This window comes from Thermomonospora umbrina (assembly GCF_003386555.1).
Taxonomy (GTDB): Bacteria; Actinomycetota; Actinomycetes; order Streptosporangiales; family Streptosporangiaceae; genus Thermomonospora; species Thermomonospora umbrina.
Window position 1 is genome coordinate 4,382,000 of the sequence record NZ_QTTT01000001.1, and the last position, 24,969, is coordinate 4,406,968.

Sequence of the window (24,969 nt, forward strand, 5' to 3'; positions counted from 1 at the left end):
CACCCGTGGTGTCGCCCCCGGAGTTGGGGTTCGCGCCGGGACCGGTTCCGGAACCGGCCAGGGCCCCCCGAGCGTTAGTACGGCTACGCGGGTTTTTGTGCCACCCGCGTCCACGCCGATCACGTAAGGACCAGCCAAATGGGTCAACACATGGTGACCGTAGACCTTTCCCCCGTTGACGTGACATCCTGGCCGTAAGAAACTTTCCATCATGAGGAAACCCAACGGCCGAGAATCAGGGGGCACGGGGGAGCCCACGACGCCCCCGGCGGCCTCGCACTCCACCAAGGAGGCGCCGCTCAGCACCGTGGTCCGGGTGCGCTCACTGCTGCCCTCGCTACCGCCCGCGGAACGGCGCGTGGCCCAGCGGGTCATCGACGACCCCGAGGGGGTCGCCAACTCCACCATCACCGAACTGGCGCAGACCTGCGGGACGTCGGAGACGACCGTGATCCGGTTCTGCCGGGCCATCGGCTTCACCGGCTATCCCGAACTGCGCCTCACCCTCGCCACCGAGGCGGGGCGGGCGCAGAGCGCCTCCGGGGGGCGGATCATCGGGAGCGACATCAGCCCCGACGACTCCCTGGAGCAGATCGTCGAGAAGGTCACCTTCGCCGACGCCCGGGCGGTCGAGGAGACCGCCGCCCAACTCGACATCAAGACGCTGGAACAGGTGGTCGACGCCGTGGTCGCCGCCGCCCGCGTGGACGTCTACGGCGTCGGCGCCAGCGCCTTCGTGGCGCTGGACTTCCAGCAGAAGCTGCACCGCATCGGCCGGCACTGCTCGGCCTGGTCCGACGCCCACATCATGCTGACCAGCGCCGCCGTCCTCAATGCCGGGGACGTGGCGTTCGGCATCTCGCACACCGGGTCCACCGTGGAGACCATCGACGCGCTCAGCGTGGCCAGGGGAAGGGGCGTGATCACCGTGGCGATCACCAACTTCCCCCGATCGCCGATCGCCGAGGTGTCGGACCTGGTGCTCACCACCGCCGCCCGGGAGACCACCTTCCGGTCCGGCGCGACCGCCAGCAGACTGGCCCAGCTCACCGTGATCGATTGCGTGTTCGTGGGGGTCGCGCAGCGCACCTACGGCACCACCCGCAAGGCCCTGGAGGCCACCTTCGAGGCCGTCCGCAGCCGTACCGTCCGAACCGACCGGAGGCGCCGGTGATCGAGTGCGATCTGCCCACCGAAGGCCGTAACCCGCGCACTGTCGATGTTGACACGCTCCCCACCCTGGACGTGCTGAGGTTGATCAACACCGAGGACAGCACGGTCCCGGCCGCCGTGGCCGCCGTGCTGCCCGAGGTGGCGCGACTGGTGGACCTGGCCGTGGACGCGCTGCGCGCCGGCGGCCGGGTGCACTACTTCGGCGCCGGGACCTCCGGCCGGCTGGCGGTGATCGACGCCGCCGAACTGCCGCCCACCTTCGGGATCTGGGGCCGGGTGGTGGCGCACCACGCCGGCGGGCTCGGCGCGCTGTCGCAGGCCATCGAGGACGTCGAGGACGACGCCGAGCTGGGGGCCCGGGACGCCGACGACGTCCACCCGGGCGACGTGGCCATCGGGATCGCGGCCAGCGGCCGCACCCCCTACGTGGTCGGCGCGCTGCGCGCCGCCGCGCGGATCGGCGCCCCCACGGCGTTGATCAGCGCCAACCCGCACACCCCGATCGGCGACGAGGTCGACGTCCACATCGGCCTGGCCACCGGCCCGGAGGTGATCACCGGTTCCACCCGGATGAAGGCGGGCACCGCGACCAAGCTGGTGCTCAACGCGTTCTCCACCACCCTGATGATCCGGCTGGGCCGGACCTACTCCAATCTGATGGTGAGCGTCAACGCGCTCAACGAGAAGCTGCGCACCCGCCTGGTGCGCATCCTGACCGAGGCCACCGGCATGGAGGCCGCCATCTGCGAGACCGCATTGTCCGAGGCGGGCGGTGACACCCGGGTCGCCCTCGTCTCCCTGCTCGGCGAGGTCCCCGCCGCCCGCGCCAACCTGGCCCTGCAGGAGTCCCAGGGAGGGGTCCGCGAGGCCCTGCAACGCCTGCGCACTGGCTGATCACTGTGGGGGGGCGACCCCCCACGCCCCCCGCGCCCGGTCTTGAGGTCTTCGGGTGGGCGGCCCTGCGCCTGCGCTCCGGGCCGCCCACCCGAAGGACCGGGCGAAACCCCCGATTCTGGCTGTCTTTTGTGGGGGGCGACCCCCCACGCCCCCCGCGCCCGGTCTTGAGGTCTTCAGGCGGACGCTCCTCCGCCGGCGCTCCGGAGCGTCCGCCTGAAGGACCGGGCAAAACCCCCCGTGGTGGCTGCCTTTTGTGGGGGGCGGCCGCCCCCCACCCCCGTGGCCGTGGGCGGGCAGTTGGGGGGTCGCGCGTGTTGGTGCGGTCCGCATGTCCCTTTACCATCGGGCCGTGGACGTCAAGGCTGTGATCACCGACTGGGGTGGGGTGCTGACCGCCCCGCTGAACGACGCCGTCGCGCACTGGCTGGCCGCCGACTCCATCGACGCGGTCCGCTACAAGGCCGTCATGCGCGCCTGGGTGGGGCAGGCGTACGACCCCGCCGAGGGCGTCGTGCGCAATCCGATCCACGGGCTGGAGGACGGCACGCTCGAACCGGCCGAGTTCGAGCGGCTGTTGGCCGCCGAGCTGTGCACGGTCGACGGCGGGCCGGTGGAGTGCGAGGGGCTGCTGCGCCGCATGTTCGCCGCCTTCCACCCGGTCGAGCCGATGTACGCGGCGCTGCGCGCGGCCCGCGCCGCCGGGGCCCGGGTGGCGCTGCTGTCCAACTCCTGGGGCAACGACTACCCCCGTGAGCTGTGGGAACGGCTCTTCGACACCGTGGTGATCTCCAGCGAGGTCGGTCTCCGCAAGCCCGACGAGCGGATCTTCTTGCACGCCGTCGGGCTGCTGGGCCTGGAGCCGGGCGAGTGCGCGTTCGTCGACGACATCGAGCACAACGTGCGGGCCGCCGAGGCCGTCGGGATGGTGGGTGTCCACCACACCGACGTGAACACCACCATCGGACGCCTGGGCGAACTCCTGGGAGTCCGTCTGGCAGACTGCTGACCGTCATGCGCGTCTACCTGCCGTCCACGATCCCCCATCTCGCCCGAGCGCTCGCCGCCGGGGAGGTCGGGCCCGTTCCGCTGTCCGGCTACGCGGTGACCCCCGCGCTGCGCGAGTGGTACGCCGAGGGCGACACCGAGGAGCTGGAGTACGCGGCGATGGCGGCCGCCGCCCGCGCCTCCCTGCGGCTGCTCGCCGAGGACCCGGAGGCGCCCCCGCGCCGCGTGGTGCTGGCCGTCGAGGTGCCGGAGGGCGACGTCCGCGCCGAGGCCGCGGGTGACGAACGGGCGCTGGTGCGGGTGTCCGGGCCCGTACGGGTGCGCGACATCGCCGCCGGGCACGTCGACGACGAGCGGGCGACCGAGGACGTGCGGGCCGCCGCGCTCGCGGTGCCGGCGGCCGACGCCGGCGACCCCGACGCGGAGTTCGTCGTGGACGGCGCCGAGGGTCACGAGCTGATGTGGTTCGCGACGCAGGAGCTCGCCGACCTCTAGGCCCGGCGCGTTCGGGGTACGTGTGACGCATGGACGCCGTCACCAACGTGCCCGTTCCGTCGAACGAGCCGGTCAGGTCGTACGCTCCCGGCAGCGCCGAGCGGGTCGCGCTGGAGGACCGGATCAAGGAGCTCGGAGCCGAACGGGTCGAGCTGACCATGACCATCGGTGGGGAGCGACGGCTCGGCGGGGGCGACCCCGTCGACGTCGTGGAGCCGCACCGGCACGCCCACGTCCTGGGGACGCTGGGCAACGCCACCGACGACGACGTCCGGGCGGCGATCGAGGCCGCCCGCGAGGCCGCCCCGGGCTGGCGGGCGCTGTCGTTCGACGACCGGGCCGCCGTCCTGCTGCGGGCCGCCGAGCTGCTGGCCGGCCCCTGGCGGGCCACCATCAACGCCGCCACCGTGCTGGGCCAGTCCAAGACGCCGTTCCAGGCGGAGATCGACGCGGCCTGCGAGCTGATCGACTTCTGGCGGTTCAACGTCCACTACGCGCGGCGGCTGCTGGCCGAGCAGCCGGAGTCCCCGCCCGGGGTGTGGAACCGGATGGAGTACCGGCCGCTGGAGGGCTTCGTCCTGGCGATCACGCCGTTCAACTTCACCTCCATCGCGGGCAACCTGCCGACCGCCCCGGCCCTGATGGGCAACGTGGTGCTGTGGAAGCCGTCGCCCACCCAGCAGTTCGCCGCGCACTTCACGATGCGCCTGCTGGAGGCCGCCGGGCTGCCGCCGGGGGTGATCAACCTGATCACCGGTGACGGGCGGGCGGTGTCGAACGTGGCGCTGACCCATCCCGAGCTGGCGGGCATCCACTTCACCGGCAGCACGGCCACCTTCCAGCACCTGTGGCGGACCGTCGGCGAGAACATCGCCGGCTACCGCGGCTATCCCCGGCTGGTCGGGGAGACGGGCGGCAAGGACTTCATCGTCGCCCACCCCTCCGCCGACCCCGCCGTGCTGCGCACCGCGCTGATCCGGGGCGCGTTCGAGTACCAGGGGCAGAAGTGCTCGGCGGCCTCCCGCGCCTACGTCCCCCGGTCGATCTGGAACGGGATGCGCGACGACTTCGTGGCCGAGGTCGAGTCGCTCACCATGGGAGACGTGGCCGAGGACCTCTCGCTGTTCATGGGCGCGGTGATCGATGGGCGGGCCTTCGCCAAGCACCGGGCGGCCCTGGAACGGGCGCGCGGCCTCGACTCGATCCGGGTGCTGGCGGGCGGCCGGGCCGACGACTCCGAGGGCTGGTTCGTCCGGCCCGCCGTGCTGGAGTCCGCCGACCCCGAGGACGAGATCTTCACCACGGAGTACTTCGGCCCCATCCTCGGCGTGCACGTCTACGAGGACGGCGACTACGACGCCATGCTGCGGCAGATGGAGGGCGCCGCCCCGTACGGGCTGACCGGCTCCATCATCGCCCGCGACCAGGCCGCGATCGCCGCCGCCGCCGACCGGCTGCGGTTCGCGGCGGGCAACTTCTACGTCAACGACAAGCCCACCGGCGCGGTCGTCGGTCAGCAGCCGTTCGGCGGGGCCCGGGCCAGCGGCACCAACGACAAGGCGGGCTCCATCCTCAACCTGATCCGCTGGGTCAACGCCCGTGCGATCAAGGAGACCCTGGTGCCCCCGACCGACCACCGGTACCCCTACATGGGACCCTGACAAAATCGTGACGAGCCCCTGGCATAGCCTGTAAGCAGGACGAACGCGTCGGGGGGGATCGCGTGCGCCGGATGGTGATCGTGGGGGTGATGGCGGGCCTCGCCGTGGCCGTGGCCGCGCTGGCCTGGCTGAGCGGCCAGGACGGGCCCCGCCGCGTCACCCTCTCCGAGGACGCCGAGGGCGACGTCCGGGTCGCCGCCGACCGCACCGTCACGCCGAGCTCCCTGCAGCCCGGGTCGGTGTTCCGCTACCGGTTCAGCGTGACCAACGACGGCGGCTCCGCCATCCGACAGCTCGCGGTGCGCAGCGAGAAGGCGGCCACCGGCTCGTCCGAGACCGGGCTCGACGTGCGGTCGGTCAGCGACCCGCACTGTTCCGGCACCGTGCGCGTCGACTGCCTCTTCCCGAAGCTGGGCCCGGGCGAGACCCGCACCGTGCGGGTCGAGGGCCGCGCCTCCCGCACCGGCCGGGCCGGCGACCGCGTGCTGATCCACACCTTCCCGGGCTTCCTGACCCACGCCCCGCACGGCGACCTGACCTACGAGGTCGTCGGCGGGGAGGCCGTCACCACCGGCGTGCTGGTCGACGGCACCGGGTCGGGGGGCTGAGACCGCCGCGTGCTGTCCCGCCCCCGCCCCCGGCCGTAGGCTGGGGCCGACCGCACGGACCGCGCCGGAGCTGCAGGCCCCGGGCGCCGCGCACGCACAATGGGAACGGGATGTCGACGCCTTACCGCCTGGTGCTGTGGAACATCGACCACACGCTGGTCGATGTCGGAAGGGTCACCCGGGACGCCTACGCCGAGGCGTTCCAGCGGACCACGGGGCGTCCGCTGGTCCGGCTGGCCCCGGTGTCCGGGCGCACCGAGTCGGAGATCATCTTCGAGACCCTGGCGTTCAACGACATCGAGCCCGCCGACGACGACCTGGCCACGTTCATGGCCGCGCTGGCGCAGGCGTTCGCCGCCCGCCGGGGGCTGCTCCGCACCCACGGGCGGCTGCTGCCGGGCGCCAAGGAGGCCGCCGTCGCGCTGGGGCGGGGGCGCGGCTGCGTGCAGTCGGTGCTGACCGGCTCCATTCAGCCCAACGCGGTCCTCAAGCTCGCCGAGTTCGGCCTCGACACGCATCTGGACACCGAGGTCGGCGGCTACGAGAACGGCGTCTACAGCAAGGCCGCCCTGCTGGAGCTGGCCCGCAGCCGGGCCTCGGAGAAGTACGGCATCGCCTTCGACGAGTCCGCCGCCTGGCAGACCGGCGACACCAAGGGCCTGACCGTCTACATCGCCGACTCGGTCCGCGACGTGCAGGCCGCCAAGATCGCCAAGGCGGGGTCCGTGGGGGTCGCCACCGGCGGCGCCACCGAGGCCGAGCTGCGCGCCGCCGGGGCCGACGTCGTGCTCCCCACGCTGGCCGACACCGAGAGCGTGGTCCACGCGGTCGAGCGGCTCACCACCGGCACCCCCTCGTGAGCCGCGCCCGGGTCCGGTTGCGAGACTCGGGGCGGAGGGCGGATGCCGGTGCCGCCCGTTGCGTGGGAAGGTCAGGGTCATGGCACAGGTGAAGTCTCTGTGGGAGCCGTCCGACGAGGTGATCTCGAGGGCCCGGGTGACCGCGTACCGGCGGTGGCTCGCCGAGCGCGGCGGTCCCGGGCCCACCGGTGACTCCTACGAGGACCTCTGGCGTTGGTCGGTGACCGAGGTCGACGCCTTCTGGGACTCGATCTGGTCGTACTTCGACGTCGTCGGCGCGCGCGGGGACGGACCCGTCCGCGAGGGCGGGCCGATGCCGGTGGACGGGCTGCGCTGGTTCCCGGGCGCCACCGTCAACTACGCCGCCAACGCCCTGCGCGGGGCCGACGAACACCCCGACGACGTCGCCGTGGTCTTCCGGTCGGAGGCGGGCGGGCACCGCACGCTGAGCCGCCGCGAGGTGGCCCTGCACGTGGCGCACATCCGGGCCGGTCTGGCGGAGCTGGGCGTGGGTCGGGGCGACCGGGTGGTGGCCTACCTGCCCAACATCCCCGAGGCGCTCATCTGCTTCCTGGCGGTCGCCTCGCTCGGCGCGGTCTGGTCGTCGTGCTCCCCGGACTTCGGGTCGTCCAGCGTGATCGACCGGTACGCGCAGATCGAGCCCAAGGTGCTGATCGCGGTCGACGGCTACGCCTACAACGGCCGGCACTTCGACCGTCTCGAGACCGTCGCCGAGATCGAGCGGGCCCTGCCCACGCTCGCCGCGACCGTCCTGGTGCCCTACCTCGACCCGGCGGTGGGGACGGGCGGCCTGGACAAGGGTGTCGCCTACGCCGACCTGCCCCGCCCGGGCCACGACCTGGAGTTCGAGGACGTCCCGTTCGACCACCCGCTGTGGGTGGTGTACTCCTCCGGCACGACGGGCCTGCCCAAGCCGATCGTGCACGGGCACGGCGGCGTGGTGCTGGAACATCTGAAGGCGCTGTCGTTCCATCAGGACCTCGGGCCCGGCGACGTGTTCCTCTGGTACACCACGACCGGCTGGATGATGTGGAACTACCTGGTCGGAGGGCTGCTGGTCGGGGCCACGGTGGTGATGTACGACGGCGCGCCCGGCGGTGACGTGCTGTGGCGGCTGGCGGCCGAGGCCGGGGTCACCTACCTCGGCGTCGGGGCCCCGTACCTCATGGCGTCCCGCAAGGCGGAGATGCGGCCGGGCGCGGAGTTCGACCTGTCGGCGCTGCGCGGCATCGGGTCCACCGGCTCGCCGCTGCCCCCGGAGGGGTTCGACTGGGTGTACGAGGCGGTCGGCTCCGACGTGCTGCTGGGCTCGTTCTCGGGCGGCACCGACGTGTGCACCGGGTTCGTGGGGCCCTCGGTGCTGCTGCCGCTGCGGCCCGGGGTGATCCAGTGCCGCGGGCTGGGCGCCAAGGTCGAGGCGTACGACGACGCCGGCCGGCCGGTCATCGACGAGGTGGGCGAGCTGGTGCTCACCGAGCCGATGCCGTCCATGCCGGTGTTCTTCTGGAACGACCCCGACGGTGAGCGCTACCGGGAGTCCTACTTCGAGGGCTTTCCCGGGGTCTGGCGGCACGGCGACTGGATCAAGATCCTGCCCGACGGCGGCTGCGTGATCTACGGCCGGTCCGACTCCACCCTCAACCGGGGCGGGGTGCGGATGGGCACCGCCGACTTCTATCGGGTGGTCGAGGCGTTCGAGGAGATCGTCGACAGCCTGGTGATCGACACCGGCCGGCTGGGCGAGGAGGGCCGGCTGCTGCTGTACGTGCAGCTCGCTCCCGGCGCCGTGCTGGACGAGGGGCTGACCGGCCGGGTCCGGGCGGCGTTGCGGGCGGCGCTGTCGCCGCGCCACGTCCCCGACGAGATCCGGGAGGTGCCCGGCGTGCCGCGCACGCTGTCCGGCAAGAAGCTGGAGATCCCGGTCCGGAAGATCCTGCTCGGCACCCCGGTCGAGCAGGCCGCCAACCGGGGCTCGATGGCGAACCCCGAGGTCCTGGACCACTTCCGACCCGAGTGATCTCCGCCCCGGACGTCGCATGAAAGCGGGACGCCCCGGGCATATGGCAGATGCCCGGAGTGTCCCGCCTTCTGAGCGATCAGTGCGTGATCGGTGTGTTCAGTGCGTGGGAATCTCCGGCAGCCGCGGCCAGGCCGGGCGGACGGCGCCGACGTAGCTGCGCGCGTAGTAGCCGCGCAGCCGCTCGGTCGTGATGGACCGCCCCGGCCGCGGCGCGTGGACGAACCTGCCGTCGCCCACGTACATGCCGACGTGCCGGAGCCCGTTGAACAGCAGCAGGTCGCCGGGACGCAGGTTCCGGCGCTGCACCTTCTTGCGGATGCCGCGGTACTGGTCGTGCGTCACCCGCGGGATGGTCACCCCCGCCCTGCGCCAGGCCCGTTGGACGAGGCCGGAGCAGTCGTAGCCGTACGGGCCGGTGCCGCCCCATCGGTAGGGCTTGCCGCGCTGCGCCATCGCGAAGTTCACGGCGCGGTCGGCGCGGCCCTGCCACTGCGCGATCAGCCGGGCCCGCTTGGCGCGGGCGGCCCGCTGGCGCCAGGCCAGCGCCTGGGCGTGCAGGTGCGCGCCCATCCCGCGGCCGTGCAGACCGCCCTGCGAGATCGGGCCGGTCGGTCCGGCCGGCAGCAGCGGCCCGGCGTGCCCGCCCGGCTCGGCCTGCTCGAACTCGGCCTCCTCGGCCCCCGACTGCGCCGGTGCGGCGTGCTCGGGACCGGCCTGCGGACCGGCGTGCGGCGGCATGGCCTGCGGCGGCAGAGCCTGCTCCGGATGCGTGTCCTGCGTCTCGTGGTCGGGCCGGAATTCGGCCCCTCGGACGGTGGGCGGACCGGCGGGCCCGCCCTTTCCCGGCCGGATCGGATCCACCGGACCGAGGACCGGCCGGCGGCCCCGCGACGGCGGCGAAAGCATGCCCTGTTCGCCGCCGGATTCCTCGGGCAGCGCCCCCGACGCGCCGGTGTGCTCGGCGGCGTGGGCCTCCCGAATGCCGGGCGTGAGCGCGAACGCCAGAGTCGCGGCACCGCAGATGGCCTTTAACGGAATTGACATATCTGTCGTACCCCCTCTCGAAGATCGCCACGAAAGTCACTACCCGTGGTCGTGTAATTACACTCCTGCTTTTCCCAATCACTGCCGTTCCCTCTCGCCGCGATGAACGGCGAACCCCGATGGCGCCCACGGCATCACAGACGTTGTGGGACCGACCGGAAATAACGCCGGACCGCGGCCCGCGCCGACCTGGAGGGAGGGATCGCACGTGGCCTCGATCCCGGAGACGGTGGCACCGCTGCGCGCGGGGGACCCGCGACGGCTGGGCGACTACCGGCTGGAGGGGCGGCTGGGCGCCGGCGGGCAGGGGGCGGTCTACCTGGGCACGGCCCCCGACGGCCGGCTCGTCGCGGTCAAGCTGCTGCACGCCGAGCAGACCGAGGACCCCAGGGCCCGGGAACGGTTCGTCCGCGAGGCCCGCGCGGCCATGCGGGTGGCCCGGTTCTGCACCGCGCAGGTGCTGGACGCCGACGTGGCCGGCGACCTGCCGTACCTGGTCAGCGAATACGTGCCGGGGCCGTCGCTGTACCGGCTGGTGGCCGAGCGGGGCCCGATCACCGGCGCCGCGCTGGACCGGCTGGCCATCGGCGTCGTCACCGCCCTGGTGGCCATCCACCGCGCCGGGATCGTGCACCGCGACCTCAAGCCGGGCAACGTGCTGATCGCCGCGGACGGGCCCCGGGTCATCGACTTCGGCATCGCCAAGGACCTGGACGGCGAGGCCACCACCTCCAGCCGGATCGTCGGGACCCCCGCCTACATGTCGCCCGAGCAGCTCGCGGGCGGGCCCGTGACCCCGGCGGTGGACGTGTTCGCCTGGGGCGCGATGATCGCCTACGTGGCGACCGGGCAGGCCCCGTTCGGCTCCGACACCATTCCGCTGGTGGTCAACCGCATCATCAACGCCGAGCCCGAGCTGAGCGGCCTGCCGGAGCCGATGCGCTCGCTGGTCGCCGACTGTCTGGCCAAGGATGCGGCGCGGCGGCCCACCGCCCGGCAGATCCTGCTGCGCCTGCTCGGTCAGGAGGACGAGCCCGTACCGGCGCCGGCGACGACCGGCGAGGACGGGATGCTGGCCCGTGCCGCCACGCTGGCCGCCGTGGGCCTCGTCGTTCCGGGTGTGGCGGCGGCGGGCACGGTCGCGGACGGCCCGACCGATCCCGCCGGTCCCGGGGGGTCCACCGACTCCGAGGTGACCGAGCACGTCCCGCCGCCGCCTCCTCCCCCCGAGCCGCAGCGACCGCTCGGGCCCGTCGCCTACGAGATGCCCGGGTACGGGCCCGTTCCGCAGCCGCCCCTTCCCACGATCCCGGCGGCCGGGCCCCGGCGCGCCGGGCCACGAGTGCGGGTGGCCATGGCCTGTACGGGAGCGCTGGCGGCTCTCGTGGTGACCGGCATCATGACGATGTCGGCCCTCGGCGACTCTCAGGACGCCCGGAAGATGAAGCCCGCCGCCGGAACGTCCTCCCCGTCCGCCGGCACCGGTCAGAACGGCACCACGCAGAACGGCACCGGCCCGTACGCCGGCACGCCCGCCCAGAACGACGACCCCCAGCCGGGCACCTCCACCGTCCCGTCGTCCCCGACGACCGGGGGCACCGGTGGGTACGGCGGGTACGGCGGCGGGTCCGGAGGCAACGGCGGGTACGGCGGCGGCGGCAACGGGACCCATCCGACCCCGACGCCCAGCGGCGAGACCACGCCCACCCCGAGCGTCACCCCGACGCCCACCGACCCCTCGCCCCACCCCTCCGACACCGGAACCACCCCGGAAGGGGGCGATGGGGACCCTTCCACGGGAGATGGAGGAACCGGCGGCTACTGAGCTGTAACGTGACAGTTCGCAAGTCGCCGGCGCAGGGATCCACCTCGCCGTTCGTCCCGGCCTCCGGCCGTGATCCGTGGTGAGAGGGGCCGTGTGATGGAGGCGGAGGCGCTGCGGACCGATGATCCGGAGCGGCTCGGCGAGTACGTCCTGGAGGGCCGGCTCGGGCACGGCGGCCAGGGCGCCGTCTTCCTCGGCGTCGCGGAGGACGGCCGTCGGGTCGCCGTCAAGCTGCTGCACGCCGAGTTGACCGCCGACGAGCGGGCCCGCGCCCGCTTCCTGCGGGAGCTCGAGGTCGCCAAGCGGGTCGCCGGCTTCTGCACGGCCCAGGTGCTGGACGCCGACGTGGCGGGCGACCGTCCCTACATCGTCAGCGAGTACGTGCCCGGACCCTCGCTGGCCGTCCGGGTCGCCGAGCAGGGCCCACTGTCCGGGGCGGCGCTGGAACGGCTGGCCATCGGCACCGCGACCGCGCTGGTCTCCATCCACCAGGCCGGGATCGTCCACCGCGACCTCAAGCCGCACAACGTGCTGATCGGCCCGGACGGCCCCCGGGTCATCGACTTCGGCGTGGCCCGGGCGATCAGCGGCGCGAGCACGGTGACCAGCCAGATCATCGGCACCCCCGCCTACATGGCGCCCGAGCAGCTCAAGGGGGCGGACGCCGGGACGGCCGCCGACGTGTTCTGCTGGGCGGCCACCATCGCGTTCGCCGCCACCGGCAGGCCCCCGTTCGGGCAGGACAACATCCCGGCGGTCATCAACCGGATCCTCAACGCCGAGCCCGACCTCGGCGACCTCACCGGCCCGCTCGTCGACCTGGTGGACGCCTGCCTGGCCAAGGACCCCGCCGACCGGCCCGAGGCGGGCGGGCTGCTGATGAGGCTGCTCGGACACGACGACCCGGCCGCGGCGGCCCCCGGCGCCGCCGCCGGCGACGACGCCGACCCCACGGCGCTCTTGGCGGTGGCCAGCGAGCTGGCCGCCGACCTCGACGACGACGCCACCCGCGTCGACCGCCCCGCCCGACGCCGTCCGACCCCGACGCCGCCCCCGCCGCCCCCGGAGGAGAGGCCCGAACCCGTCACGGAGTCCGGGCCCCGACCCACCGGGACCTTCCCGGCGGTCGGCGGCGGCAAGCTGCCGACCCCGCACGAATGGGCCGAGCAGAACGGCCTCGGCACGATGTCCACCCAGGACGTCGCCCGAGCGCAGGCCCGATCCGCGGGCCGCGGCGGGGTTCCCCGACCGGGACGCCCGGCGGTCCTGGCCGTCGCGGGCGCCCTGCTGCTCGTCGTCCTCGCCACCGTCGCGTTCGCGCTGGGAGGCGGGGGCGGGCAGGGCGAGGGGCAGAACGTGGGCGGCCCCGACGACGTCGGCACCGAGCACGTCGACGACGGCCCCGAGAAGCGGTACGACCCGCCGCCCGACGATGGGCCGCCCGACCCCGCCCCGTCCACCACCGTACGACCCGAGCCGACGAAGAGCGCGCCGCCCGACCCGGACCCGGAGCCGCAGCCCACCGACCCCTCGACGGGGCCCACGGATCCGCCGAGCGACCCGCCGGACCCCTCGCCGTCGAGCCCGCCGCCGGACCCCGGGACGCCGCCGCCGGACCCGTCCGGGACCCCGCCCGAGACGGAGCAGTGATGTCACCCCCGGGTAGCGCGATCATCGTTCGGCACGACGGCGGTTTCGTGACTAGGCTGGCGCCCATGAGCGGCGCCACAACGGGGTGGCGAGGGTTCTAGGGGAGTGTTGCATGGGCGGGAAGCTCGATCTGGCCAAGGACGACCTGCTGAAGCGGGCCGCCGAGGTGGGTCTCCAGGCACCTGGTGACCGCTTGGGCGGGCTCGACGAGACCGTCGAGTACCTCCGGCTCTACTACCGGCACATCGCCCCCGAGGACCTGCTCGAGCGCGACCCGGCCGACGTGTACGGCCCCGCGGTCGCGCAGCGACGGCTCGCCGAGGAGCGCCCCCAGGGCCGTGCCAAGGTGCGGGTGTTCACCCCCACCCTCGAGGAGCACGGCTGGGACCCCGGGCACACCATCGTCCAAGTGGTCACCGACGACATGCCCTACCTCGTCGACAGCGTCACCATGGAGCTCGGACGTCACGACCTGGCCACCCACCTGATCGTCCACCCGCTGATGGGCGTCGATCGCGACGTCGCCGGGCACCTGCACGCGTTCCGCGGCAAGAAGGACAGCCCGCACGACATGGACGAGTCCTGGATCCACATCGAGGTGGACCGCACCAGCGACCGCGCCCTGCTCGAACGCGTCGAGAGGGACCTCCAGCGGGTGCTGCAGGACGTGCGGTCGGCGGTCGAGGACGAGCCCAAGATGCGGTCGCTGGCCGGGGCGATCGCCCAGGAGATCGCCGAGACCCCGCCGCCGCTGGCCGCCAAGGAGCTGGCCGAGAGCGTCGAGCTGCTGGACTGGCTGGCCGACGGGCACTTCACGTTCCTCGGCTACCGCGACTACGACCTGTCCGACGACGGCACCGCCCTCATCCCGGTGACCGGCACCGGGCTCGGCATCCTGCGCAACGACAAGCGCGAGTCCGGCAGCTTCGCGTCACTGCCCCCCGAGGTGCGGGCCAAGGCGCGCGAACGACGGCTGCTCATCGTCACCAAGGCCAACTCGCGCTCCACCGTCCACCGGCCGCACTACCTCGACTACATCGGCGTCAAGCGGTTCGCCCCCAACGGCGACGTGGTGGGCGAGCGGCGCTTCCTGGGCCTGTTCACCCACGTCGCCTACAGCGAGTCGATCTCCCACATCCCCACGCTCAAGCGCAAGCTGGACGAGGTCGTCGACCGGGCCGGGTTCTCCTCCGACAGCTACGACGGCCAGGACCTCGCCGAGATCCTGGAGACGTACCCCCGCGACGAGCTGTTCCAGACCACGGTCGACGAGCTGGTCCCCATCGCCCTGGGCGTGCTGCGGCTGCGCGACCGCAAGCAGCTCAAGCTGTTCCTGCGGCAGGACGCGTACGGCCGCTACATGTCGTGCCTGATCTACCTGCCGCGCGACCGCTACACCACCCGCATCAGGCTGCGCATCCAGGAGATCCTGCGGCAGGCGTTCGACGGCGTCACGGTCGACTACAGCGCGATGGTGTCGGAGTCCAACCTCGCCCGGCTGCACGTGGTGGTGCGCGGGCAGCGCGGCAAGCCGCTGCCCGAGGTCGACCCCGACGAGCTGGAGAAGCGGATCACCGCCGCCACCCGCTCGTGGGCCGACGACCTCGCCGAGGCCATCGTGGAGCAGTGCGGCGAGGAGCGCGCGGGCAAGCTGTCCCGCCGGTTCGGCGACGCGTTCCCCGAGGGCTACAAGGCCGACTTCCCGGCCCGCACCGCCGTCGCCGACCTCAAGCGCCTCGACGACCTGTCCGAGGACGGCGAGATCTCCATCAACCTGTACGAGCCGTACCGGTCGGTGGCGGGGGAGCGCCGGCTGAAGATCTACCGGCTGGGCCCGCCCATCTCGCTGTCCCACGTGCTGCCGCTGCTGCAGAACATGGGTGTCGAGGTGGTGGACGAACGGCCGTACGAGGTCCTCACCCCCGACTCCCGGCGCTACTGGATCTACGATCTGGGCCTGCGCTACGAGCCCGTGGGCCCCGTCCCGCAGGACCGCGTCAAGGAGCTGTTCCAGGACGCCTTCGAGGCCCTGTGGCGCGGCGAGATCGAGAACGACGGCTTCAACGCCCTGGTGCTGCACGTCGGGCTGACCTGGTCGCAGGCGATGGTGCTGCGCGCGTACGCGCTCTACCTGCGGCAGACCGGCATCACCTTCAGCAAGCGGTACATCGAGCAGGTGCTGCTGCGCAACGCCACCATCACCCGGCTGCTGATCCGGCTGTGGGAGTCGCGGCTCGACCCGGCCCTGGCGGGCGGCGAGTCCGAACGCAGCCTGGCCATCGCCGAGGAGCTGACCGGCGCCCTCGACGACGTGGCGAGCCTGGACGAGGACCGGATCCTGCGCTCCTATCTGGCGATGATCGACGCCACCCTGCGCACCAACCACTTCCAGCGCAAGCCGTACCTGTCGCTGAAGTTCGACCCGGAGCGCATCCCCGACCTGCCGCAGCCCCGGCCCAAGTTCGAGGTGTTCGTCTACTCGCCCCGCGTCGAGGGCGTCCACCTGCGGTTCGGCTCGGTGGCGCGCGGCGGGCTGCGCTGGTCGGACCGCCGCGAGGACTTCCGCACCGAGATCCTCGGGCTGGTCAAGGCGCAGGCGGTGAAGAACACCGTGATCGTCCCCGCCGGGGCCAAGGGCGGCTTCGTCGGCAAGCAACTGCCGGATGCCTCCGACAGGGACGCCTTCATGGCCGCCGGCGTGGCCTGCTACAAGGAGTTCATCAGCGGCCTGCTCGACATCACCGACAACCTGGTGGACGGCGCGGTCATGCCGCCGCCCAGCGTGGTCCGCCACGACGGCGACGACCCCTACCTGGTGGTCGCCGCCGACAAGGGCACCGCGACGTTCTCCGACATCGCCAACGAGGTCGCCGTCTCGTACGGGTTCTGGCTCGGCGACGCGTTCGCCTCCGGCGGCTCCGTCGGCTACGACCACAAGGCCATGGGCATCACCGCCCGGGGCGCCTGGGAGTCGGTCAAGTACCACTTCCGCACCCTCGGCAAGGACGTCCAGAACGAGGACTTCACCGTCGTCGGCATCGGCGACATGTCCGGCGACGTGTTCGGCAACGGGATGCTGCTGTCGCGGCACATCAGGCTGGTGGCCGCCTTCGACCACCGGCACATCTTCATCGACCCCGACCCCGACCCGGCCGTCTCCTTCGCCGAGCGCGAGCGCCTGTTCGGGCTGCCGCGCAGCTCGTGGGCCGACTACGACACCGCGCTGATCTCGACGGGCGGCGGGGTGTTCCCGCGCTCGGCCAAGTCGATCCGCGTCACCCCGCAGATGCGCGCGGCGCTCGGCCTCGACGACGACGTGCTGTCGATGACCCCGTTCGACCTGATCCACGCCGCCCTGTGCGCCCCGGTCGACCTGCTGTGGAACGGCGGCATCGGCACCTACGTCAAGGCGTCCGCGGAGAACCACGCCGACGTCGGCGACAAGGCCAACGACGCGCTCCGCGCCGACGCCACCGAGCTGCGCTGCAAGGTCATCGGTGAGGGCGGCAACCTCGGCCTGACCCAGCTCGCCCGCATCGAGTTCGCCCTGCGCGGCGGGGAGGGCGGGCTCGGCGGGTTGGTGAACACCGACTTCATCGACAACTCCGCCGGGGTCGACACCTCCGACCACGAGGTCAACATCAAGATCCTGCTCGACCAGGCCGTGCGGGACGGCGAGCTGACCGGCAAGCAGCGCGACGCCCTGCTCGACGAGATGACCGACGAGGTCGCCGACCTGGTGCTGTGGGACAACTACGCCCAGAACGTGACACTGGCCGCCGCCCGCGCCCAGGCCCCGTCCATGCTCCACGTGCACGGCCGTCACCTGCGCAAACTGGAGCGCGACGGCAGGCTCAAGCGGCGGCTGGAGTTCCTGCCCGACGAGAAGGTGCTGGCCGAGCGGCGGCAGTCGGGCCACGGGCTGACCGGGCCGGAGTTCGCGGTGCTGCTGGCCTACGCCAAGCTGGCCCTGGACGACGAGCTGGTCGCCTCCGACCTGCCCGACGACCCGTACCTGGAGTCCTGGCTGGTCGACTACTTCCCGACACCGCTGCGCACCCGGTTCCGCGCCCACATGGACCGGCATCCGCTGCGCCGCGAGATCACCGCCACCCGGGTGGTGAACGACCTGGTCAACAACAGCGGCACCACCTTCGTCTTCCGCATCAACGAGGAGACCGGGGCGTCCAGCGCCGACATCGCCCGGGCCTACCTGGTGGCCCGCGAGGTGTTCGACATGCCCACCTTCTGGCGGCAGGTCGAGTCCCTGTCGTACCAGGTGGACGAGTCCACGCAGATCAGGATGCTGCTGGAGGCCCGCAAGCTCACCGAGCGCGGCACCCGCTGGCTGCTGCGCAACCGCCGACCGCCGTTCGGCATCAAGGAGAACATCGAGTTCTTCACCGGCGGCGTGCGCGCCCTGGCCGGGCAGCTCCCCAAGGTGCTGGGCGGCCTCGACCTCGCCGGTTTCGAGCAGCGCCGCAACGGCTTCGCCGAGTCCGGGGTGCCCGACGAGCTGGCCGAGCAGGTGGCCATGATGGTCCCCGCCTACTCGACGTTCGACCTGGTCGAGATCGCGCACGACACCGGACGGTCGGTGGAGGAGGTCGCCGAGGTCTACTTCGACCTGGCCGACCGGATCCAGTTGGCCCGGCTGCGGGAGCGGATCATCGCCCTGCCGCGCGGCGACCGATGGAAGTCCATGGCCCGGGCCTCGCTGCGCGACGACCTGTACGCCGCGCACGCGGCCCTCACCCGCGACGTGCTGGTCTCCACGGAGCCCGGCCTGGCGCCGGAGGAACGGCTCATCGGCTGGTCCGACAAGAACCAGGCCACGGTGACGCGGGCCCAGCGCACCCTCGGGGAGATCTGGGAGAGCGACAACTTCGACCTGGCCACCCTGTCGGTCGCCCTCGGCGCCATCCGCAACCTGGTCACGGCCTCGACGCTGCCCCGCAGCAGGGACTGATCCGTCCGGGGCCCGGGGCGACACCGGGCCCCGCAGGGCTCAGCGGGCCCGGACGTCCGTCAGGTGGAGGCTCTCGCCGATGACGTGGGCGGGGCCCCGCGGAGGCGCGTACCCGATGGCCAGCCAGATCCAGGTGGTCTCGACGGTGGCCGCCTTCAGCCGTTTGGCCTGGGCGAGCGCGCCGCGCAGGTCGGGCGGGAGCGTCGCGGGCCGTCCACGCGGGGCCCGCCGGTAGGTCGTCCGCTGCTCGACCGAGTACCAGACCAGGGAACCGCCGTCGCCGGTCCGCAGCGCGAACACCGGATGCCGGGTCGGGGCGTACCGACTGTTCATCGACCAGCCGCGCGGAGGGGCCGGACGTCGCGCCCGCCGGGTGAACCCGTCGGGGCGGAACCTGCTCGCGTCGCCGGTCGTCAGGAAGGCCGAGTGTCCGGCCGCCAGCGAGCGGTCGGCCGTCGGGACGGCGTAGCCCTCGCGGTCGAAGTTCAGCGCGGGCGGCCGGCCGCGGAACACCAGCCAGTGCGCCGCCCGCCACCGATCGTTGGGCTTGGCCTGCTGGAACACCACCAGCACCTGCCGCCCGGGCCCGTCGACGTCGTCCACGGCGGCGGCGGCGAACCACTTGGGGTGGCCGGCGAGTCGGGGCACGTACATCGCCGGGTTCCGCAGCGCGACCCGCGTCGACGGAGGGAGCTTTCCGTAGGTCCAGACCCGCCGGATCAGCGGCTGCTCGAGCCCCCCGGTCGCCAGGTCCCGCCACTGGGCCGGCACGCCCGACGCGACCGCCTTGTTGTGCCGGACGGTCCAGTCCCGCAGGATCCGGTACGACTCCTCGGTCGACACGGCGGGCGCGGGCCCGGAGGGCGGCGCCTCGGAGGGGGCGGCGGCCTCCGGTTCGTCACCGGCGCAGCCGGACGCGACCAGGGCGACGGCCACGAGCGGGCCGGCCAGGCGTCGGCGCATGCGATCCCACCTCGGGACGATCATCGGGGGCGCCGCCAGTCTAGTGACGTCGCGGGATCGATGCGCGGTGGAGCCCGCCGGATGCCGATGCTTCCGCTACAGCGGTCAGGAAGCGCGGGGGTGCGTCGGCATCCGGCGGGGTACTGGGGGTCCTCAGGACGCGCGGGCCTCGACGGCCTTGCGGTAGGTCCCGGTGACGGTGGCCTTGCCCTTGGTGGCGGGGATCCGGGCCAGGTACTGGACGAGGACGGTGGTGTCCAGGCGGGTGCGGACGGCCTTGGCGGGGATCAGTCCCTTGAGGTCGCCGACCACGGAGAGCTTGCCCGGTGCGTTGGCGGTGTAGGTCTCGTTCTGCTGGAGCACGTACCAGACCAGCGCACCGCCATCGTTCGTGCGCAGAGCGTACACCGGCGCGCTGTGCGGCACGAACCGCGACGTCAGCGTGATGCCCAGGGTCTGGAACTGGTCGGTCGCCTTCTGCAGCGCGGCGTGCGCCTGGTCGGTGGCGGGTCCGCCGGCGAGCACCGCGCCCTGATCGGCGGCACCGGGCCCCTTGCTGAGCAGCGCGGCATGGGCGACCCGGAGCTCTGCGGGGGACACGACCAGCTTCTCGCCGTCGGTGGGCGGGACCGCATCGGCGAGCCCCTCCTCGTCGAGATCGATCTTCCCGACGAGGGACTCGCCCGCCGGCAGCGGGTCGCCGGCCAGCAGCCAGGGGGCCTGCGGCCCGTTCTGCGTGAACAGCATGGCGTGCCGGACCGGGCGGGCCAGCTTCTCCTTGCCGCCCTGGCGGACGACGACCCGGGAGGTGGCCTCGGCGGCGAACCAGCGCGGGTAGCCCGTGACGCGCGGGATGAAGAAGGTCGGCTCCCCGTACTGCAGGGGCCGGAACTTCTCCTTGGCCGCCCGCAGCAGCTTGTAGGAGGCGACGTCCATCTGGTACTGCGGCCCGGTCTCGGCGGTGGCGAGCAGGTCACCGTCCAGAGCCCGGGCGGCTCGCTCGTGGACCTCGTTCTTGATCTGCTCGTAGCGCTCGAGCACGCTCGCGGCCTGCTGCTTGCTCAGGGCGGGGTCACCGCTCTTCTCGGCGGAGCCGCCGCCGCAGGCCGCGGACAGCAGCAGCGGCGGAAGGAGCAGGAGGCCGATCGCAGGACGTACGCACATGGGGGACCCCCGGGGGACGGTCGATGGCGTTCGTCACGCATCATCGCAGAGTGACGATGCGTTCACTCTACGAATGCAAAAGTCCCCGTAAAGTCCGCCCTCGGGCCCCCGGAGGGCGTCAGGCGTTCTCGGACTCCCGCTGCCGCATCCAGCGGATCTCGGCCTCGATGAAGTGGTCGATCTCGCCGTCCAGCACGGCGGACGGGTTGCCCGCCTCGGTGCCGGTGCGCAGGTCCTTGACGATCTGGTACGGGTGCAGCACGTAGTTGCGGATCTGGGTGCCCCAGCTCGTGGTGCCCTCGCCGCGCAGGTCGGCCATCTTGGCGGCCTCCTCCTGGCGCTTGCGCTCCAGCAGCTTGGCCTGCAGCACCGTCATCGCCGAGGCGCGGTTCTGCAACTGGCTGCGCTCGTTCTGGCAGGAGACCACGATGCCGGTGGGCAGGTGGGTGATGCGGACCGCCGAGTCGGTGGTGTTGACGCCCTGACCGCCGGGGCCCGACGACCGGTAGACGTCGATGCGCAGGTCGCTCTCGTCGATGTCGACGTGGTCGCTCTGCTCGACCACCGGCACCACGTCCAGCCCCGCGAACGAGGTCTGCCGACGCCCCTGGTTGTCGAAGGGCGAGATGCGCACCAGCCGGTGGGTGCCGTGCTCGCCGCGCAGCGTGCCGTAGGCGTAGGGGGCCTTCACCGCGAAGGTGGTCGACTTGATCCCGGCCTCTTCGGCGTAGGAGGTGTCGTAGACCTCGGTGGGGTAGCCGTGGCGCTCCGCCCAGCGCAGGTACATCCGCTGGAGCTGCTGCGCCCAGTCGGCCGCGTCGACCCCGCCGGCCTGGGCGTTGATGGTCACCAGCGCCTCGCGGGCGTCGTACTCGCCGGACATCAGCGTGCGGACCTCGAGCTGCTGGACGTCCCTGAGCAGGGTCGCCAGCTCGCCGTCGGCCTCGACCCTGGTGTCGGTGTCGTCCATCTCGTCGGCCATCTCGTAGAGCGTGGTGACGTCCTCGAGCCGCTGGCGCAGCGAGGTCACCCGCGTCAGCTCGCTCTCCAGATGGGACAGCTTCCGCGTCACCTGCTGGGCGCGCTCCTGGTCGCTCCACAGGTCCGGGTCGGCCGATTCCTCGCGCAGCCGGGCGATGTCGGCGCGCATGCCGTCGATGTCGAGCACGGCCTCGATACCCGTTAGGGTCGAGCCGAGCTCCTTGAGCTGATCTACGGGATCGATGGCTGCCACACTGAGAGTTTATCGGCGTTCCGGCACCGGTCCGGTCCCGTTCGGTGTCGTTCGGCCCGTTCACGCCTGTCGCGTCCCCTCGGGGGAACCGGTGCCCCCAGCCCACGCGTCCGGCTCTTGATGGCAGAATCTCACCTCACCAGCAGGCAAAGTCGGACGAGTCGGGGGGCAGGCGGTGAAAAGAACCTCACTGGCGGTACCGGCCGTCGCGGTGCTGCTGGTGGCGGGCTGCTCGGGCGAGGGCCGCAGGACTCCGGCCGCCCCGGCGGCGGTGGCCTCCTCGCCCACCCCCGAACGGCTGACCCTTCAGGTGGCGGCCCGCGAGTTCCACAAGTTCGTCAACAACGACGACGTCTCCAGGGCCGGCGGGGACGAGCGGCTGGCGCTGAACTGGGTGTCCGACGGACAGGTGTCGCTGACCGCCGCCGAGTACCGCAAGGCGGTCTACCTCGGCGATCCGGTGCCCCGCTACACGTACGCGGCGCCGACCCTCTATGTCCCGAAGCTGTCGGACACCACCTATCCCCAGTGGTTCGTGGCCGTCGCCGAGCGCACGGTCAGGCCCGTCGAGGGGGAGGAGCCCGACAAGGACGCGAAGGACTCCGAGCGCACGTCGATCATGGCCTTCGCCCGTCGCAGCCCCGAGTCCCCGTGGCGGCTGAGCGTCGGCACCCTGCTGGCGCCCAAGGCCAAGTCGCCGAGGATCGCCGTCGACCCGGAGGGCTACGCCAAGGCCCTGACCGTCGACGAGAGCAGCCTGCTGATCAAGCCCAAGAGCGTGGCCGGCATCCAGGCCGCCATCGCCGAGGAGGGCCCCGAGAGCGTTCCGGCCGACCTGATGAAGCCCGGCCCCGGCACCACGGGCTACTTCACCGAGACCCGCCAGATCAGGAAGCAGGCCGGTAAGGAGAGTCTGGCCTACGACGTCGTGTTCCCGCCGCCGCTGTACCCGGTCTTCCCGCTGGCCACCGAGGACGGCGGCGCCCTGGTGCTGTACGCGCTGGGCCGCGACGCGGTGACCCTGGCCAAGGGCGAACGGGACCGTCCCCCGATCCCGCACGACGCCGCCCACCTGCTGGACACGCTGATCCTGGGCAGGGAGGTGCGGGTGACCTCGATGCTGCAGTTCGCCGCCTACGTCCCGGTCAAGGTCAAGGGCGACAAGGTCCAGCCGAAGGCCGACGTCGTCGGCATCGACGGCGCCGTCACGCGGGCCGACGCCCCGGAGAAGGTGCCCTAGACCGCGGGTCGAGGGTGTCGCGTCAGGCGAACCCGTGGCGGAGCGCCAGGGCCAGGGCGAAGAGCAGCACCAGGCCCGCCAGGATCACCGCGGGAGGAACGGCGGGGCCGTGACCATGGAGTTCGTCGCGGGCCGCCCGGCAGGTGGGGCATCGCCCCTCGCTCACCGGGTGCGAGCATCGAGCACAGATCAGATGATCGCAGCTCATCTCGCGACCTCCCTGGGGTAAATGGCCTCTTTCGCCGACATCCAGCCTAGCTGCCTTGTATGGTCGCCATAGCCTGTCCACGAGCGTCGAAACCGAGGATCGAGACGCGAGTGGGGCGGAGCGCTTGACTATCCCCTCTAGACTGCTCCAAGGTCAACCGGGCTGCTATCCCGGAGTGCCCGTGGCAGCGTGCACGGGACCCCTCGGGGGTGGCCAAGGAGCCGTTCCCAGCCTCTAGACTGACGAGCCGTGATGCAGCCGTGATCCACTTCGACAACGTCACCAAGGTCTACCCGAACCAGGGCAGGCCGGCCCTCGCGCATGTGAACGTCGCCATAGAGAAGGGCGAGTTCCTCTTCCTGGTCGGCCCGTCCGGGTCGGGCAAGTCGACGTTCCTGCGCCTGGTCCTCAAGGAGGAGCGGCCGTCGCAGGGGCACGTCCACGTGGCGGGCAAGGACCTCAGCAGGCTGACCAACTGGAAGGTGCCGCACCTGCGGCGCCGGATCGGCTGCGTCTTCCAGGACTTCCGGCTGCTGCCCAACAAGAACGTCTTCGAGAACGTGGCGTTCGCCCTCGAGGTGATCGGCAAGCCGCGGCGGTTCATCGCCAAGGTGGTGCCGGAGGTCATCGATCTGGTGGGCCTGGAGGGCAAGGCGCACCGGATGCCCGACGAGCTCTCCGGCGGCGAGCAGCAGCGCGTCGCCATCGCGCGGGCGTTCGTGAACCGGCCTATGATCCTGCTGGCCGACGAGCCCACCGGGAACATCGACCCGGCCACCTCGATCGGCATCATGAAGGTGCTGGACCGGATCAACCGGACCGGGACCACCGTCGTCATGGCCACCCATGACGCCGCGATCGTCGACGCGTTCCGTAAACGCGTCGTCGAGCTGGAGGACGGCCGCGTCGTCCGTGACCAGTCCCGCGGCGTGTACGGCCAGGCGTACTGACACCGCCTTCATCCCGGTACCGTCGGGCAAGGTCGACCAAGGACAGCGAGGCATGCGCGCACAGTTCGTTCTCCAGGAGATCTGGATCGGTCTCCGCAGGAACCTCACGATGACCATCTCCCTGGTCATCACCGTGGCGATCGCCATGGCCCTCTTCGGCACCGGCCTGCTCATCCAGCTCCAGGTCAGCAACTCCCAGGACTACTGGCACGACCGCATCGAGGTCTCGGTCTTCCTGTGCGCGAAGGCCAGCCCCAACCCCAACTGCAACAAGACCGACGTCACCACGCAGGAGAAGCAGCAGATCCAGGAGAGCCTGCAGAACCTGTCCGCGGTGAAGGAGGTCAAGTACGAGAGCAGGGACCAGGCCTACCAGCGGTTCAAGCGGAGCTTCTCCACCAACCCGGGCTTCGTGCAGACCACCAAGCCGGGCGACATCCCCGACTCGTTCCGGGTGCGGCTCAAGGACCCCGAGAAGTACGAGGACGTCAGCAAGCTGCTGGCCAACCGCGCCGGGGTCGACCAGGTGGTCAACCACAAGGACATCCTGGACCGCTTCTTCAAGATCCTGAACGGCCTGCAGTGGGCCGCCCTGCTGATCGCGGTGATCCAGGTGGTCGCGGCGGTGCTGCTGGTGGCCAACACGGTCCGGCTCTCGGCGTTCAACCGGCGGCGGGAGACCGGCATCATGCGGCTGGTCGGCGCCTCCAACCTGTACATCCAACTGCCGTTCATCCTGGAGGGCGCGATCGCCGGGGCCATCGGCGGCCTCTTCGCGGCGGTCCTGTTGGTGGCCAGCAAGATCGCGCTGATCGACCGGCTGCAGGACTCGCTGCAGATCACCGTGCAGCTCGGCTGGGGCTCGGTGATCGGCGTGATCATCTTCTCGATCTGCGTGGGCGTGCTGCTGTGCGCCGCCGCCTCGTTCCTGAGTCTGCGCCGATACCTGCGGGTGTAGGCGGTTCGCCGCCCTACACTCGTT

At 72.1% G+C, this 24,969-nt stretch carries 19 protein-coding genes; 14 read left to right on the forward strand and 5 right to left on the reverse strand.

What is annotated here, in order from left to right; translation table 11 throughout:
- The first annotated feature begins 211 nt into the window (after positions 1 to 211).
- From DFJ69_RS19520 to DFJ69_RS19555, 8 genes are all read left to right on the forward strand, one after another.
- On the forward strand, positions 212 to 1,174 hold the full coding sequence (locus DFJ69_RS19520; protein WP_245974461.1) for a MurR/RpiR family transcriptional regulator: 963 nt from the start codon (positions 212 to 214) through the stop codon (positions 1,172 to 1,174).
- Entirely contained in the window at positions 1,171 to 2,067 is an 897-nt protein-coding gene (locus DFJ69_RS19525; RefSeq protein ID WP_116023929.1) for an N-acetylmuramic acid 6-phosphate etherase, read from the forward strand. Before DFJ69_RS19520 ends, DFJ69_RS19525 begins: the two co-directional genes overlap by 4 nt.
- A gap of 331 nt (positions 2,068 to 2,398) precedes the next feature.
- Positions 2,399 to 3,076, forward strand: coding sequence for an HAD-IA family hydrolase (locus DFJ69_RS19530; RefSeq protein ID WP_116023930.1), 678 nt, complete (start codon positions 2,399 to 2,401; stop codon positions 3,074 to 3,076).
- A gap of 5 nt (positions 3,077 to 3,081) precedes the next feature.
- Positions 3,082 to 3,570: a DUF6912 family protein gene (locus DFJ69_RS19535; protein WP_116023931.1), complete on the forward strand. Its 489-nt coding sequence runs from the start codon at positions 3,082 to 3,084 to the stop codon at positions 3,568 to 3,570.
- A 29-nt stretch (positions 3,571 to 3,599) separates the two neighbouring features.
- A complete protein-coding gene (gene pruA / locus DFJ69_RS19540) occupies positions 3,600 to 5,231 on the forward strand; it encodes an L-glutamate gamma-semialdehyde dehydrogenase (protein ID WP_116023932.1) in 1,632 nt (543 codons plus the stop codon).
- Positions 5,232 to 5,293: 62 nt separating this feature from the next.
- Positions 5,294 to 5,839: a COG1361 family protein gene (locus DFJ69_RS19545; protein ID WP_147312368.1), complete on the forward strand. Its 546-nt coding sequence runs from the start codon at positions 5,294 to 5,296 to the stop codon at positions 5,837 to 5,839.
- A 110-nt stretch (positions 5,840 to 5,949) separates the two neighbouring features.
- On the forward strand, positions 5,950 to 6,699 hold the full coding sequence (locus DFJ69_RS19550) for an HAD family hydrolase (RefSeq protein ID WP_116023934.1): 750 nt from the start codon (positions 5,950 to 5,952) through the stop codon (positions 6,697 to 6,699).
- Positions 6,700 to 6,778: 79 nt separating this feature from the next.
- On the forward strand, positions 6,779 to 8,737 hold the full coding sequence (locus tag DFJ69_RS19555; RefSeq protein ID WP_116023935.1) for an acetoacetate--CoA ligase: 1,959 nt from the start codon (positions 6,779 to 6,781) through the stop codon (positions 8,735 to 8,737).
- Between the two features lie 99 nt (positions 8,738 to 8,836).
- Here DFJ69_RS19555 and DFJ69_RS19560 read toward each other — a convergent pair whose 3' ends face one another.
- Positions 8,837 to 9,784, reverse strand: a complete 948-nt coding sequence (locus tag DFJ69_RS19560; RefSeq protein ID WP_245974462.1) for a C40 family peptidase — start codon at positions 9,782 to 9,784, stop codon at positions 8,837 to 8,839.
- 208 nt (positions 9,785 to 9,992) lie between these two features.
- Here DFJ69_RS19560 and DFJ69_RS35660 point away from each other — a divergent pair, with 208 nt between their 5' ends.
- The 3 genes from DFJ69_RS35660 to DFJ69_RS19575 all read left to right on the forward strand — a co-directional run bounded on the left by DFJ69_RS35660 (position 9,993) and on the right by DFJ69_RS19575 (position 18,228).
- Complete coding sequence (locus DFJ69_RS35660) at positions 9,993 to 11,609, forward strand: serine/threonine-protein kinase (RefSeq protein WP_245974463.1); 1,617 nt, start codon at positions 9,993 to 9,995, stop codon at positions 11,607 to 11,609.
- A 96-nt stretch (positions 11,610 to 11,705) separates the two neighbouring features.
- Entirely contained in the window at positions 11,706 to 13,259 is a 1,554-nt protein-coding gene (locus tag DFJ69_RS19570) for a serine/threonine-protein kinase (protein ID WP_116023936.1), read from the forward strand.
- 112 nt (positions 13,260 to 13,371) lie between these two features.
- A complete protein-coding gene (locus DFJ69_RS19575; RefSeq protein ID WP_116023937.1) occupies positions 13,372 to 18,228 on the forward strand; it encodes an NAD-glutamate dehydrogenase in 4,857 nt (1,618 codons plus the stop codon).
- 39 nt (positions 18,229 to 18,267) lie between these two features.
- Here DFJ69_RS19575 and DFJ69_RS19580 read toward each other — a convergent pair whose 3' ends face one another.
- From DFJ69_RS19580 to prfB, 3 genes are all read right to left on the reverse strand, one after another.
- Positions 18,268 to 19,191 (reverse strand): DUF8094 domain-containing protein, encoded by a 924-nt coding sequence (locus tag DFJ69_RS19580; RefSeq protein WP_116023938.1) that lies wholly within the window; start codon positions 19,189 to 19,191, stop codon positions 18,268 to 18,270.
- Positions 19,192 to 19,344: 153 nt separating this feature from the next.
- Positions 19,345 to 20,355, reverse strand: coding sequence for a DUF8094 domain-containing protein (locus tag DFJ69_RS19585; RefSeq protein WP_116023939.1), 1,011 nt, complete (start codon positions 20,353 to 20,355; stop codon positions 19,345 to 19,347).
- A gap of 118 nt (positions 20,356 to 20,473) precedes the next feature.
- A complete protein-coding gene (prfB, locus tag DFJ69_RS19590; protein WP_116023940.1) occupies positions 20,474 to 21,589 on the reverse strand; it encodes a peptide chain release factor 2 in 1,116 nt (371 codons plus the stop codon).
- Positions 21,590 to 21,764: 175 nt separating this feature from the next.
- Here prfB and DFJ69_RS19595 point away from each other — a divergent pair, with 175 nt between their 5' ends.
- Positions 21,765 to 22,829, forward strand: coding sequence for a DUF8094 domain-containing protein (locus DFJ69_RS19595; RefSeq protein ID WP_116023941.1), 1,065 nt, complete (start codon positions 21,765 to 21,767; stop codon positions 22,827 to 22,829).
- A 22-nt stretch (positions 22,830 to 22,851) separates the two neighbouring features.
- Here the strand turns inward: DFJ69_RS19595 and DFJ69_RS19600 are convergent, their stop codons facing one another.
- Positions 22,852 to 22,995, reverse strand: a complete 144-nt coding sequence (locus DFJ69_RS19600; RefSeq protein ID WP_245974464.1) for a hypothetical protein — start codon at positions 22,993 to 22,995, stop codon at positions 22,852 to 22,854.
- 302 nt (positions 22,996 to 23,297) lie between these two features.
- Here DFJ69_RS19600 and ftsE point away from each other — a divergent pair, with 302 nt between their 5' ends.
- Positions 23,298 to 23,987 (forward strand): cell division ATP-binding protein FtsE, encoded by a 690-nt coding sequence (gene ftsE, locus DFJ69_RS19605; RefSeq protein ID WP_116023943.1) that lies wholly within the window; start codon positions 23,298 to 23,300, stop codon positions 23,985 to 23,987.
- A 52-nt stretch (positions 23,988 to 24,039) separates the two neighbouring features.
- Positions 24,040 to 24,945, forward strand: coding sequence for a permease-like cell division protein FtsX (gene ftsX, locus DFJ69_RS19610; protein ID WP_116023944.1), 906 nt, complete (start codon positions 24,040 to 24,042; stop codon positions 24,943 to 24,945).
- Positions 24,946 to 24,969: the final 24 nt, after the last annotated feature.